The organism is Formosa sp. Hel3_A1_48 (assembly GCF_001735715.1).
Lineage (GTDB): Bacteria > Bacteroidota > Bacteroidia > Flavobacteriales > Flavobacteriaceae > UBA3537.
Genome location: NZ_CP017259.1, coordinates 1,764,786 through 1,778,447, shown reverse-complemented (window position 1 = coordinate 1,778,447; position 13,662 = coordinate 1,764,786). Strand labels below are relative to the sequence as shown.

At 35.6% G+C, this 13,662-nt stretch carries 14 protein-coding genes; 6 read left to right on the top strand and 8 right to left on the bottom strand.

Annotated features, from left to right (window positions below; genetic code table 11):
• Positions 1-9: 9 nt before the first annotated feature.
• Together FORMA_RS08000 and FORMA_RS07995 are read left to right on the top strand one after the other, a co-directional pair.
• On the top strand, positions 10-324 hold the full coding sequence (locus tag FORMA_RS08000) for a hypothetical protein (protein WP_069675169.1): 315 nt from the start codon (positions 10-12) through the stop codon (positions 322-324).
• Positions 325-981, top strand: a complete 657-nt coding sequence (locus tag FORMA_RS07995) for an alpha/beta hydrolase (protein ID WP_069675168.1) — start codon at positions 325-327, stop codon at positions 979-981. It abuts the gene before it with no gap.
• Here the strand turns inward: FORMA_RS07995 and FORMA_RS07990 are convergent.
• Both FORMA_RS07990 and FORMA_RS07985 read right to left on the bottom strand, forming a co-directional pair.
• Positions 978-1,166: a hypothetical protein gene (locus FORMA_RS07990; RefSeq protein WP_069675167.1), complete on the bottom strand. Its 189-nt coding sequence runs from the start codon at positions 1,164-1,166 to the stop codon at positions 978-980. The genes FORMA_RS07995 and FORMA_RS07990 overlap by 4 nt on opposite strands.
• Entirely contained in the window at positions 1,167-1,928 is a 762-nt protein-coding gene (locus FORMA_RS07985; protein ID WP_069675166.1) for an MBL fold metallo-hydrolase, read from the bottom strand. It abuts the gene before it with no gap.
• A 94-nt stretch (positions 1,929-2,022) separates the two neighbouring features.
• Between FORMA_RS07985 and FORMA_RS07980 the strand changes: the two genes are divergently transcribed.
• Positions 2,023-3,474: a nicotinate-nucleotide adenylyltransferase gene (locus FORMA_RS07980; protein WP_069675165.1), complete on the top strand. Its 1,452-nt coding sequence runs from the start codon at positions 2,023-2,025 to the stop codon at positions 3,472-3,474.
• A 17-nt stretch (positions 3,475-3,491) separates the two neighbouring features.
• On the opposite strand, the gene bcp is transcribed toward FORMA_RS07980, so the two are convergent.
• Positions 3,492-3,941: a thioredoxin-dependent thiol peroxidase gene (gene bcp / locus FORMA_RS07975; RefSeq protein WP_069675164.1), complete on the bottom strand. Its 450-nt coding sequence runs from the start codon at positions 3,939-3,941 to the stop codon at positions 3,492-3,494.
• A 34-nt stretch (positions 3,942-3,975) separates the two neighbouring features.
• Between bcp and FORMA_RS07970 the strand changes: the two genes are divergently transcribed.
• Positions 3,976-4,626, top strand: coding sequence for an endonuclease III domain-containing protein (locus tag FORMA_RS07970; RefSeq protein WP_069675487.1), 651 nt, complete (start codon positions 3,976-3,978; stop codon positions 4,624-4,626).
• 30 nt (positions 4,627-4,656) lie between these two features.
• Here FORMA_RS07970 and FORMA_RS09345 read toward each other — a convergent pair whose 3' ends face one another.
• Positions 4,657-4,800: a hypothetical protein gene (locus FORMA_RS09345; RefSeq protein WP_197500756.1), complete on the bottom strand. Its 144-nt coding sequence runs from the start codon at positions 4,798-4,800 to the stop codon at positions 4,657-4,659.
• A 61-nt stretch (positions 4,801-4,861) separates the two neighbouring features.
• Complete coding sequence (locus FORMA_RS07965) at positions 4,862-5,449, bottom strand: RNA polymerase sigma factor (protein ID WP_069675163.1); 588 nt, start codon at positions 5,447-5,449, stop codon at positions 4,862-4,864.
• Positions 5,450-5,667: 218 nt separating this feature from the next.
• Here FORMA_RS07965 and uvrA point away from each other — a divergent pair, with 218 nt between their 5' ends.
• Positions 5,668-8,460, top strand: a complete 2,793-nt coding sequence (uvrA, locus tag FORMA_RS07960) for an excinuclease ABC subunit UvrA (RefSeq protein WP_069675162.1) — start codon at positions 5,668-5,670, stop codon at positions 8,458-8,460.
• 82 nt (positions 8,461-8,542) lie between these two features.
• Complete coding sequence (locus FORMA_RS07955) at positions 8,543-9,493, top strand: hypothetical protein (protein ID WP_069675161.1); 951 nt, start codon at positions 8,543-8,545, stop codon at positions 9,491-9,493.
• Between the two features lie 73 nt (positions 9,494-9,566).
• Here FORMA_RS07955 and FORMA_RS07950 read toward each other — a convergent pair whose 3' ends face one another.
• Genes FORMA_RS07950 through FORMA_RS07940 form a run of 3 tightly spaced genes read right to left on the bottom strand, consistent with a single transcriptional unit; the run spans position 9,567 to position 13,532 of the window.
• Complete coding sequence (locus FORMA_RS07950; protein ID WP_069675160.1) at positions 9,567-10,850, bottom strand: glycosyltransferase; 1,284 nt, start codon at positions 10,848-10,850, stop codon at positions 9,567-9,569.
• Complete coding sequence (locus FORMA_RS07945; RefSeq protein ID WP_069675159.1) at positions 10,847-13,258, bottom strand: YfhO family protein; 2,412 nt, start codon at positions 13,256-13,258, stop codon at positions 10,847-10,849. Before FORMA_RS07945 ends, FORMA_RS07950 begins: the two co-directional genes overlap by 4 nt.
• A gap of 10 nt (positions 13,259-13,268) precedes the next feature.
• A complete protein-coding gene (locus FORMA_RS07940) occupies positions 13,269-13,532 on the bottom strand; it encodes a DUF4834 family protein (protein ID WP_069675158.1) in 264 nt (87 codons plus the stop codon).
• Between the last annotated feature and the right edge of the window lie 130 nt (positions 13,533-13,662).

Below are 13,662 nucleotides of genomic sequence, written 5' to 3'. Positions count from 1 at the left end.
TTGATTAAAATGAATTCAGAAAAAAATATGGCATTCGTGAGTTATTTATACCTCATTGGTTTGCTCATTGCATATCTGACCAACAAAGAGCGGAAGAATGAAATAATAAGTTTTCACATCCGACAATCTCTTGGCTTGTGGTTGAGCTTTTTTTCTTTAGGATATATAATTGGTAATTTTGACAGTTGGATGATAACCTTTTCATTTTGGATTTGTTTTGCAGTTTTAATTTTTTATGGAATTTCGACTGCGCTTGCCGGAAAAAAAACTCCAGTACCCTTAGTTGGAAAGTTATATCAAAATATTTTTAAAAATTTATTTTAGGTGAGCGCAAAACAACTTCCCCTACACGCAAAAATAAGACCATCGCTAATAAAAAAAAATGCACCACTTTTGGTCCTTTTACACGGCTACGGAAGTGATGAAAATGATTTATTTTCTTTTGCCGATGAACTCCCGAACGAACTATTTATTCTTTCCTTGCGAGCACCCCACAAACTTCAACCTTATGGTAATGCATGGTATGCGATAAATTTTGATGCACAGCAAAACAAATGGAACGATGTTGAACAAGCTCAGGAGGCGATGAAAATCATTGTTAGCTGTATTGAGCAAGCATGTACCCAATATGATCTTGATAAAAATAACGTGAGCTTATTGGGCTTTAGTCAAGGTTGTATCTTGAGTATGGCATTGGCTATTAATCATCCTGAGTTAATTAAAAATGTTATAGGTTTAAGCGGTTATGTATGTGAGGAATTTATTGAAGAAGATCGAACAAAAAAAGATTTTAGTCATCTTGATTTTTATTGCTCACACGGAAGTTCTGATCAAGTTATTCCAGTAGATTGGGCGAGAGAAACACCAAATTTTTTGACAGAGAAAGGGATAAAACACAAGTATAGTGAATTTCCTGTGGGTCATGGCGTAGCGCCACAAAACTTTTTTGAGTTTAGAAAATGGCTTATAGAAAGGGTTTAATCTTCTAAAATTAGTTCAAGCTTCGATTCCAGCTCTGAATTTTGTACTTCGAGTTGTTCAATTCTATCTTTATAGATTTTAATGTCTTTTTCATATTTATCTATAATTTGTTTTGAGTTGACATACTGAAAAACGACTACCAAGACAGTAAAAAGGAAGGCGTAAGTGAGGAATTTTGATTTCATCTATAAATAAATTTCTAATTGATCATAGGCTAAATGAACTGATTGGGGTAGAGTTTTTTGGACCTCATCATGGAAACCAAGATGATGGCTTATATGGGTTAAATATGCTTTTTTTGGACTTACCTTTTCGATAAATGCTAAAGCTTCCTCAAGGTTAAAATGTGATAAATGTGGTTCTATGCGAAGTGCATTGACAACTAGAACATCTAGGTTTTTGAGCTTATCCAGCTCTGTGTCCGAAACAGTTTTAGCATCAGTGATGTATGCAAAAGAACCAACTCTAAATCCAAAAACAGGAAGTTTATGGTGAAAAACTTCAATAGGTAATATTTTTTTTTGACCTATGTAGAAGAACTTATTTTGAATAGAATGTGTTTCTAAGGACAACACCCCAGGATATTTATTTTCTGTTTTAAAAATATAACCAAATCGTTGTTTTAATGCATTCAGTACACGCTCATGGGCATAAATATGCAAGTTGCCCTGACGAAAATAAAAAGGCCGTAAATCGTCTAAACCTGCGGTATGATCATTGTGTTCGTGAGTAAATAAAACAGCATCAATTTTAGTGCAACTCGTTCTAAGGAGTTGTTGACGGAAGTCAGGACTACAATCTATTAAAACAGATAAATCATCCCATTCTATCAATACAGAAACCCGCAGACGTTTGTCTTTTGGGTTAGTGCTCAAACACACAGGATGAGTGCTTCCTATAATGGGAATACCTTGAGATGTGCCAGTTCCTAGGAAAGTAACCTTCAATTTGTATGAAATTTTTACAAAAATAGAGTATTTTTTTTTGTTACGTTGGTTAATATTCTAACTTTGTGTAACTCATGAATTTCAGACTGTAAAGATGGAAATAACGTTAAAAGGAGATGCTAAAATTGAAAGCGTACCGTCCCTCAAAGACAAAGCTTTACGTATAAACCTCAACGAAAACATATATGGGACCTTTGCTGAAATTGGTGCTGGTCAAGAAACCGTGCGCCACTTTTTCCGTGCAGGTGGGGCATCAGGAACAATCGCAAAAGCCATGTCTGCCTACGACAAGGAGTTTAGTGATGCTATTTACGGGGTTGAAGGCGACCGGCGTTATGTAACTGAAAACCGGCTTAGAAAGATGTTGACTCATGAAGTAAAACTCATTGAAGAACGTATTCCAAGAAAAGACCAACCCAATAAGATGTTTTTCAGCTATGCGAATACCGTCACTACAATCGTTTTTGCAAAACGCTTCAAAGGACACGGATGGGTTGGAATCAAATATCAAATTGATCCAAGCCAAGCATACAATGAAATTATACTTCATGTACGATTTAAAGAAAATGATGCTCGATTGCAACAAGAGACTCTTGGAAAATTAGGTACTAACCTTATTTATGGTGCTTTCTACAAGCACAATATGCCCAAGAAGTTATTGCGCTACCTGTATGATCATATCAGCAAAGATCAGCTTGAAATTGATACTATTAACTTTTCAGGGCCTTTATTTAAAGAGGTTGACAACCGCTTGATGAGTTTACAGCTTGTAAAAAATGGTATGACCGATGCCGTTATGTTCGCTCCAGATGGGAATAACGTTTTACCTGCGCGTGTGTTGTACAAAAAGAATATTTTGGCCTTCAGAGGAAGTTTTAGACCTGTCACTAGAGTTAATGTTGACATGTACGAAAACTCTTTTGAAATGTTTAAAAAAGAAAACAAAGTGGATCCTGAAAAAACCCAAGTCGTTTTTGAAATCACACTATCAAACTTGAGAGCATCTGGTGGTGAAATTGATGAACAGGATTTTATGGACCGTGCAAGATTACTTTGTTCTCTAGGTCAGACCGTTCTTATATCTAATTTTCAAGAGTACTATAAATTAGTGGAATACTTCAATTTATACTCCAAGAAAAGAATGGTATTGTCTATGGGTGTAAACAACCTTATTGATATTTTTGATGAAAAATACTATCGTCATCTTTCAGGGGGGATCTTAGAAGCATTTGGTAAGCTTTTCCACAAAGATTTGAAAGTATACCTCTACCCCATGCTTAGTGAGGAAGGAACCCTGATCACTAGTGAAAATCTTAAAGTACATCCAAGGATGAAGGAATTGTATAAATTCTTTAAATACACTGGTAAACTTGTTGATATTAAAAACTACAGACCCGAAATATTGAATATCTTCTCCCGAAAGGTACTCAAAATGATTGCCAAAGGAGAGGATGGTTGGGAACCCCTACTACCGTCTGTGGTTTCCAACATGATTAAAGAGCAACAGTTGTTCGGGTTTTCTGAAAAAGAGGTTCCAGCGAAGTAACTAAAATCTAAAATTTACTACAAGATTTGCGCGGTATGCTCTTTAGTTTTAACCTTGGTGATAATATTCTCAATAATGCCCTTCTCGTCAATCACAAATGTAATGCGGTGTATGCCGTCATACTCACGACCCATAAACTTTTTTGGGCCCCAAACGCCATAAGCATTAATGACTGATTTATCTTCATCAGCTAACAAATCATAGGGAAATTCAAATTTGTTTTTAAAGTTAGATTGACGTTTTGTATTATCGGCACTAACGCCTAAAACATCATACCCATGCGCAACAAAACGACTGTAATTATCGCTTAAATTACATGCTTCCAAAGTACAGCCTGGAGTACTCGCTTTTGGATAAAAGAAAAGCACCAACTTTTTGCCGCTAAAATCGGATAAACTTACGGCGTTTCCATCTTGATTAATGCTTTGAAAATCAGGGGCTTTGTCGCCAATTTGTAATGTAGTCATATTTAGTATCTTTGATATGTACAAAGATAATCGAATGACTAAAAAAGAAAAGGTAAATTTTGTTATAAAAACCTTAAATAATTTTTACCCTGAAATTCCAATACCATTGGATCACAAGGATCCTTATACATTGCTTATTGCGGTATTGCTCTCAGCACAATGTACCGATGTTCGCGTCAATCAAATCACTCCGTTACTTTTTGCCAAGGCCGATAACCCCTACGACATGGTTAAAATGTCCGTTGAAGACATAAAAACCATCATCCGCCCCTGTGGGCTCTCACCAATGAAAAGCAAAGGGATTTATGGTTTGTCCCAAATTTTGATTGAACAACACAACGGAGAAGTTCCCCAAAGTTTTGAAGCTCTAGAGGCCCTACCTGCTGTAGGACACAAAACCGCTAGTGTGGTCATGGCACAGGCCTTTGGTGTGCCTGCTTTTCCTGTCGATACACATATTCACAGACTTATGTACCGTTGGAATTTATCCAATGGAAAAAGCGTGACACAAACCGAAAAAGATGCCAAACGATTGTTCCCAAAAGAACTTTGGAACGACCTGCATCTGCAAATTATATGGTATGGTCGTGAATACTCGCCAGCAAGGGGTTGGAATTTGGAAAATGATCTAATCACAAAGACAGTTGGGCGAAAATCAGTATTAAACAGCACAAAAAAGCCCTGAACTTATCCAGGGCTTTTAATAAAACAAAGTTTAGTTTATAAAAGTCTCAAAATTTAATGAACCAATTGGTATAATTTTGAGTGCTTTCGAATAATTAAGAAGAAAATTAACCGTTTCTTCCCTCGGTTTAAGTTGTTCAGAATTTGAGGGTTGCTCAGTGTAAAGTTTTTCCATGCGCCATTTTTGTTTGTATTGTTTTAAAACTAACGCAAAAAATTAAAATATATTTTACACTCTAGTCATTTATTAAATTTATGTTGTGCTTATCAATCATTTTTCTCAAATTAATAAGTCCATAACGCATACGCCCCAGTGCCGTATTAATACTCACTCCTGTATTGTCGGAAATTTCTTTAAAGCTCATATCCTGGTACAACCTCATTTTGATGACATCTTTTTGATCTTGAGGTAATTCCTCCAATAGTAAACGTACATGATTTGTGATTTGTCCGTGAATAATCTTATGTTCAGCATTAGAGCTTCCATCAGAAAGAACAGAAAAAATATCAAAGTCACCATTATTTTTAAACTTAGGCATTCGATTATTTTTTCTAAAGTAATCAATAATTAGATTGTGCGCTATGCGCATTACCCATGGTAAGAATTTTCCTTGTTCGTTGTATTTCCCTTTTTTTAGTGTACGAATTACCTTGATAAAAGTATCTTGAAAAATATCCTCTGTTACATCGCGGTCATAAACTTTTGAAAAAATAAAGCCATAAAGACGCTGTTGGTGTCTATTAATTAATATGGACAGTGCAGATTCTTCACCTGAAATATAATTACGAACGAGTTGGGCGTCGCTTAAAGATTTGATATTCATAACATTACTAATTTTATCGTCACTTAAGAGTGATGAGTTAAAAAATTGATTAAAAAGTAATGTTATTCTATAAGCGGTTTTATTAGGAATTTAACCAAATATAGTAAGAATAGAATTAAAATTCCAAATTACACTTATTTATTTTAATCTTAATAAGAAGTTAATGTCTTTTAATTCTATGGGTAATAATGGTATATTTACAGCTTATTTTTTGGCAAATGTCTAACACTTTTTCTAAACTGCATCCTAAAAAATTTATTTTGATTAAGGGTGCGAAACTCCACAATCTTAAAAATATAGATGTGGCAATTCCGAGAAATAAATTGGTTGTACTTACAGGGTTGTCTGGATCTGGTAAATCGAGTTTAGCTTTTGACACACTGTATGCCGAGGGACAACGCCGTTATGTAGAAAGTTTATCAAGTTATGCGCGGCAATTTTTAGGTCGTTTACACAAACCTAGTGTAGATTATATCAAAGGTATAGCTCCCGCCATAGCTATTGAACAAAAAGTGAATTCGACAAATCCAAGATCTACAGTTGGAACATCTACCGAAATTTATGATTATTTAAAATTGTTGTTTGCTCGAGTGGGGATTACCTACTCTCCAGTTTCCGGTGAAATTGTAAAAAAAGACAATACATCTGATGTTGTGCATCTTGTGAAGTCATTTAAAGAAGGTCGAAAATTACTTTTACTCGCACCCATTCACCTAGAAGAAGGAAGGTTAATCGATAATAAGCTTAAAACACTGCAAAGTCAAGGATATGCACGGGTAAAAGTTGGAAATAAAATTGAGCGCATAGAACAACTTATCGGAATTGGAACAAAAAAAACAAACCTTCAGCTGGTAATTGATCGAATTATTGTACGTCATAACAAAGACTTTTACAACCGTTTAGCAGACGCTGTAGAAATGGCTTTTTACGAAGGAAAAGGGAAATGCTCAATAGAAGATTTAGAACAACTGAAAGTAAAAGAATTTAATACTAACTTCTCATTGGACGGACAAACTTTTCTAGAACCAAGCACTCATCTTTTTAGCTTCAACAATCCTTATGGCGCTTGTGCAAAGTGCGAGGGCTATGGCGATGTAGTTGGCATTGATAAATCCTTGGTTATTCCTAATACTACACTTTCAATTTATGAAAATGCTGTTTATCCTTGGCGCGGAGAAAGTATGTCCTATTTCAGAGACCAATTAGTAAACAACGGACATAAATTTGATTTTCCCATACACAAACCTTTCTTTGAACTTAGTGCCAAACAAAAAAAAATACTTTGGAAAGGAAATACACATTTCACAGGGCTTGATGCTTTTTTTAGTGAATTAGAGTCAAAATCGTATAAAGTTCAAAATAGAGTGATGTTGTCGCGCTACAGAGGAAAAACAAAATGCAATAAATGTGATGGAAAACGACTCCGCAAAGAAGCAAATTATGTAAAAATCAATAATCGATCCATTACGGATTTAGTCGAGTTACCCATTAATGAGTTAAAGGATTTTTTTGAAACTCTTAAACTGAGTGAAAATCAATATGAAATTGCAAAACGACTGCTTTTAGAAATACGTAATCGCCTTCGCTTTCTTTCCAATGTTGGATTAGATTATTTAACCCTAAACCGCAAGTCGAACACTCTTTCTGGTGGTGAAAGCCAGCGTATAAACTTAGCAACCTCTTTGGGGAGCAGTCTCGTCGGATCGATGTACATACTGGATGAGCCAAGCATAGGACTACACTCAAAGGACACAGAGCAACTTATTGCTGTTCTCAGATCCTTACGAGATTTAGGAAACACGGTCATTGTTGTGGAACACGACGAAGCCATTATGCAGGCCGCTGATCATATTATTGATATTGGTCCAGAAGCTGGAAGTTATGGTGGCAAGATTATGGCCTCAGGTGATTACAATTCTATTTTAAAAAGCAGCTCGCTCACGGCCAAATACCTAAATGGCAGTATGGCTATCGAAACTCCAAAAAAACGGCGTAAATCCAAATACAGTATCAAGATTGAGGGTGCACGTGCTAATAACTTAAACAATATTGACGTAGAGTTTCCATTGAATATGCTTACTGTGGTTACTGGTGTTTCAGGAAGTGGAAAAAGTACTTTAGTCAAAAATATTCTTTATCCCGCTTTAAATAAAGAGCTCATAGGATATGGAGAAAAACCAGGGGAATTCTCAGCTATTTCTGGGAATTTCAGTACAGTGAAATTTATTGAATTCGTAGATCAAAACCCCATCGGAAGATCATCCAGATCTAACCCTGTAACTTACATCAAGGCTTATGATGAAATTCGCATGCTGTATTCGAAGCAAAAGTTAAGTGTGCTTCGAAATTATCAACCTAAACATTTCTCTTTTAATGTTGATGGTGGACGCTGCCCTAACTGTAAAGGGGAAGGCGTTGTAACGATTGAAATGCAATTCATGGCCGATGTTCAACTTAAGTGTGAAAGCTGTAGTGGAAAACGCTTCAAAAAAGAAGTTCTTGAAGTGAAATTTAACAAAGTCTCAATAGATGATGTTTTGAACATGACTATTGACGATGCACTGAAGTTTTTTGAAACGCATAAGTGTAGTAAAATATTCAAGAGGCTTCAACCCCTCCAAGACGTGGGCTTGGGTTATGTAACCTTGGGGCAAAGTTCCTCTACTCTATCTGGAGGTGAAGCACAACGCATCAAACTCGCCTCTTTCCTAGGGAAAGGTGGTAGCAGCGAATCAGGTCTATTTATATTTGATGAACCAACTACCGGACTGCATTTTCACGACATCAAAAAACTACTCAAATCATTTAATGCACTTATCGATCATGGGCATTCCATTATAGTTATTGAGCATAACATGGAACTCATCAAATCTGCCGATTACATTATAGACTTAGGCCCAGAAGGTGGAAAAAATGGAGGTAATTTAATGGCTGCAGGTACACCTGAGGAGGTCATAGAATCTAAAACATCCCTTACCGCAAAATACCTCAAAGATTTATTAAGTAATTGATAATCATATATTTATAGATTAATATAAATTATGGCACGTTGTTTGGTTTAAAACTAAACAAGAACCTTTAAACATTTATATTATGAAAAAGTTACTGATTACATTAAGCATAGCAATTTATTCGATTTTTAGTTTTGCAAGTGCGCCATTTAGTGTGCGCAACTACAGTAATGCTTTCATATTTAATGAACGTGGAATTGAATTTGCAGTGTTTCCCGATGGTCAGTTTGATTTTAACATTTTGAATCGTAGAGGTGGCGTATTTAGCGGAAACCAAATCGATGTAAATGTTGTTTTTAATGGTCAAGGGTATGTGAGTTTTAATTCTGGATATCAATACGATCATTTTATTCAGTACGACGATTTTGGTGCCGTTATTCAAATCCAAAATGTGGCTATTTTTTATGACTACTTCGGTCGTGTACGGCAAATTGCCAATGTACGTATCCACTATAACCACAATGGTTATGTGCGGCAAATTGGAGGGCTTTATATAGGATATCGTCCAAATTTAAATTTCTATTACCATGGTTATGTCAACAGCAGAAATCGGTTTTATACCCAACGTCCGTGGCATGTTTATTACCGCAGGCCAAGTGTACAAACTTGTGTGGTCGACTACCGTCCATACCGAAGATATTATACGCCAAACCGTAGACATTACACAAGTCCTTACAGAAATAACAGACGTCCGGCGGTTTACAACGGTAACACACGAAACCGTAGAACAACGCAAACTGCATACACCAACAGTGCAAACCGTAGCCGAAATTCTGCTGTAACGACAACACGACGTTCTGAAAATCGAGCAAAAGTACAAAACAATGCTCCTGCTTATACTACTGAACGAATACGACAAACGTCGCAACGTACAATGACGCGGAAAAAACCTCAGTATAATAGGAAAAATAGTACTAAAAACATAAGAACCGTAACCCAAAAAAACAGCACAACAGGGACACGTCAAGCCACACGCAACAACACCCGTTCACAGTTGAAACGCAAAACGAGTCGCTCAAAAAAAACCAATTGATAAAACCATAATGTTTTTTGATTTTGTTTGATTAGTCAAAAAAGCCACGCGGAACTTATTCAGTGTGGTTTTTTTATTTAGCATTCAATATTTTCGCCAACTGTTTTGTACAGCTTTTCCGTGAAAAGAGGTTAATGTTCTTGGACGAAACTGATAGTCTATTCTTTTTGTATTCACCAAAAAGATGCATCATATGCGTTTTTATAGCATTTTTATCCTCATAATTAAAATACAATCCAGTATGGGTGTCGTATAAAATAGACGGTATATCAGATTGTTCTGGTCCTAGAGCTACAATAGGGCGGTTAGCATTTAAATATTCAAATAATTTTCCTGGAATAATATATGATGCTTCAGGTGTATTAGCCTCTATAAGCAATAGTACTTGAGTTTTTATTTGATACGTAATGGCTTCATAATGAGATACTGAGCCTACTAATTTTAAATAAGGTTTTAACCCAGCCGATTCAATCGACCTTCTAATTTCTGAACTTACATTACCTACAAGAACCAATTGAAAATTGGCCTTAAAATCTGGGAATTCATCAATAAGTTCCAAAAGAACGTCCCAGAACAGTATTGGATTTCTTTGATCAAAAAGAGAACCAATATGTGTGATCGTAAAATTAGAATCTAAGCTTGTAGAAGGTACAATTTCATCATCAAAACCATTTGTAACAACCGAAATGGGTTGTTGTGTTTTTTTAGAAAACAATTGTTTTGTTTGCGAAGAGGTAACAATAATATGATCTGAAATATTCAACACTTTATGTTCCAGTTGTAAATGCTTTTGTTGGGCCTTTTGGGTTAAATTTAAATTTTTATGATAACTAATATCCGTCCAAGGATCTCTAAAATCAGCAAACCACTTGAGCTTATGTTTCGCTTTGAGTTGCATTCCAATAAGATGAACACTGTGCGGTGGTCCTGTAGTTACGATGGTATTTATTTGATGTTTTGAAATATAAGACGATAAATATTTTACAGAAGGTTTTACCCAAAAAATACGCGCATCTGGAATGAATAAATTTCCACGAACAAACAGAAGAATACGCTCCAAAAGACTCTGTTTATTTGATGATGGTATAGCTCCTTTTGACAAAGCATTAGTCTTCTTCCTAAAAAATATTTTTAAAAACTGAAGCGGTTCTTTTATTGGGTGTTTAAGAACTGTTATTCTAGAATCTACATCGCTTGAAAATGTATGGTCTAAATTTGGATAGGATGGGTTTTCTGGACAATATACAATTGGTTCTATTTCGTGATTAGGAAGGTATTTTACAAACTTCAACCATCGTTGCACGCCAGGACCACCTGCTGGTGGCCAATAATAAGTTATGATAAGTACCTTTTTCATTCTGGACTTCTGTTATAAAAAAGACCTAAGGCCACTAAAACAAGTACTATAAATAAAATAGTACTGATCAATGCAATTTGACTGCCTGAGCGAACAACCTTGGGGTTAAACTCAAAAACTATACTGTGTTCTCCTTTTGGAACGTCTATTCCGCGAAGAATATAATTCACATTGTAATGCGACACTTCTTGCCCATCTATTGTAACTTCCCAACCGTTCTTATAGTAGTTTTCAGAAAAAACAACAAAACCGTCGTGTGTGTTTTTGGATTTATAAACTAGTTTATTTGGTGCATAAGAACTCAACTTAACAAAAGCTGTAGAATCCACAATAAACTTACGGTCGGGATGATGATTCTCACGAACAACCGCCGTAGTCTTTGTGTTCAGTGAGTCTAATGCCAAAATTTCATTGTCAGGTTGCTTTACTGTTTTCAATTGCTGCACAAACCAAGCATTGCCATTGACTTCATCATTTTCAACATATTGCAACTGCCCCTCATCGTTTCTATAAATAATGTACTTAGTATTCAGCATATTAAACACCTCCGAATTTCCTTTGTTTATATGAAAATCCATCACTTCATTAAAGCGGCGCATTTTGGCCGCGTGGTAGCCACCAATGGCGTTATGAAAATACGATGAACGTGTACTGCCGTCTGTGGTGTCATACACTCTAAAAATGGTTGTGTCTTTTAAAATCTCTTTATCGATAGCATTTGGGGTGTAAGGCTTATCTACTTTTAGAGCAGAAACAAAATTATCAGTACTGACATAGCGTAAATCTACAGAGACCAAATCCGTAATGATTAAAATACCAATTAAAATAATCGTGTTGTTTTTGGTTATTCTTTTTGCTAAATAAAACCATAAGCAAGATGAAAGTCCAACAACAAAAAAGAGAGAGCGAAAAAGGTCGGAGGAATATAAACTTTGGCGATCTTTACGTAAGGCTTTTACAAAATCATTGCCATAAAAATTTTGATATTGGCCGTCACGAAGGCCTACAAAATCAAACAAAACGTCTCTAAAAATTAAGAAAAATACTGACAAACCGATAAGAGAAAATGCAGATATCTTAAGTGCTTTTAGCTTTTGTGTATTCGATACATCACTTGCAAAAAACCGACTTAAACCAAATATGGCAAAAACAGGAATGCACAATTCCAAAATTACCTGAATAGAACTCACCGCTCTAAACTTGTTATACAACGGAATGTAGTCTATAAAAAAATTGGTGAACAATGAAGCATTTTTTCCAAATGAGAGCAAAAGAGAAAAAACTATAGAACAGAGAAGCCACCATTTGTGTTGTCCTCTGTACAGGATTAATGCTAATAAAAATAAGAACAGTAAAGTTGCTCCTATATATGCAGGTGCTTCAACAATGGGCTGATCTCCCCAGTACATTGGAGCCTGTTTTATTTCATTTCGGGCTTGAGCAGCTGATGCACCCAAAGCTTTATATGCTTTGTATGTTTCGGAATCTGCTCCAAGCTCTTCTGTAGAACCACCACCCTTGAACCGTGGAAATAGAAGATTAAAACTTTCAACTATTCCGTAACTATATTGAGTAATGTATTCACGATCCAGTCCCGTTGTTTGAGGCCTTGGAGAGCCATCAGGAAGGATTGTTAATTCACTCTGACTTCTAGTACTTTGCGCAGCATATTCTTTTGTAGCTAGTAAGTTGGAGGCATTCATCCCAAGAGCTAAAAAGGCAGCACAAAAAAGAACAATAATAGACTTAAAAAATCTTGAGATCTCGTTTGCTTTGACAGCCTTAATAAAAAAAGAAAAAGCCAAAAACAAAAGAATAAATAGTAGGTAATAGGTCATCTGGGGATGGTTAGCAACAATCTCTAAACCAGAAGCAACTGTAGTTAGTACAAAGCCAAGCAAATAACGCTTTTGAAAAACTAAGAGAACACCCGAAAGTACAAATGGCATATAGCCAATAGCATGTGCCTTGGCATTGTGTCCAACTCCCAGAATTATGATCAAGTAAGTCGAAAACCCAAATGCGATAGCTCCGATTATAGCTACTCGAAAATCTTGACCCAGAATAAGCAAAAGCAGATAGAGACCTACAAAGTAGAGCAGTAAATAATCGGCGGGACGCGGTAAAAACCGTAGAGAAAGATCGAGATGTTTTATGTAATTGTGGGGGTATTTAGCTCCAAGTTGGTATGTTGGCATCCCGCCAAAGGCGGCATTAGTCCAATAGGTTTCTACACCGCTAGTTGATCTAAAATCAATTTGTTGTTTGGCCATACCTTTGTACTGAACAATATCGCTTTGAAAAATTTTTTTCCCTTGTAAAACAGGGCTAAAATAAGCCAAAGAAAGAACGATAAAACCTAATAAAACAATTAGATGTTTAGTGTACTGTTTTAGTAATTGATTCATAAATATTTTCTTAATCTATTTCTTCGTAATCAACATATTCTCCAACATCATTATTTGATGCTTGTTTGTCAGGAGTTTTATCTATAGAGACTTCGCCCTCCTTCTGTCTAGTTGGGGGCGCAGTATTTTGATTGAATTGACGTTCCATTTTACGTGCTATTGAACGCAGAAAAAAAGGAGCCAACAGACGCATAACGTATTTAAAAACAGTGTACGATAAAATAATAATCAATACCGTTTTTAAAAGACCCACAAAAGATGCTGTTTGAATCATAAATGATAAGTTTATTCAAAAATACAATTCTTAAACATATTTTTTGGCCATCAAGAACCATGAATATAAAAAAGTATTAAAAATTACATGTGAAGTTCAAGATTCATTTAAAATATGTAGATTTGAAAAA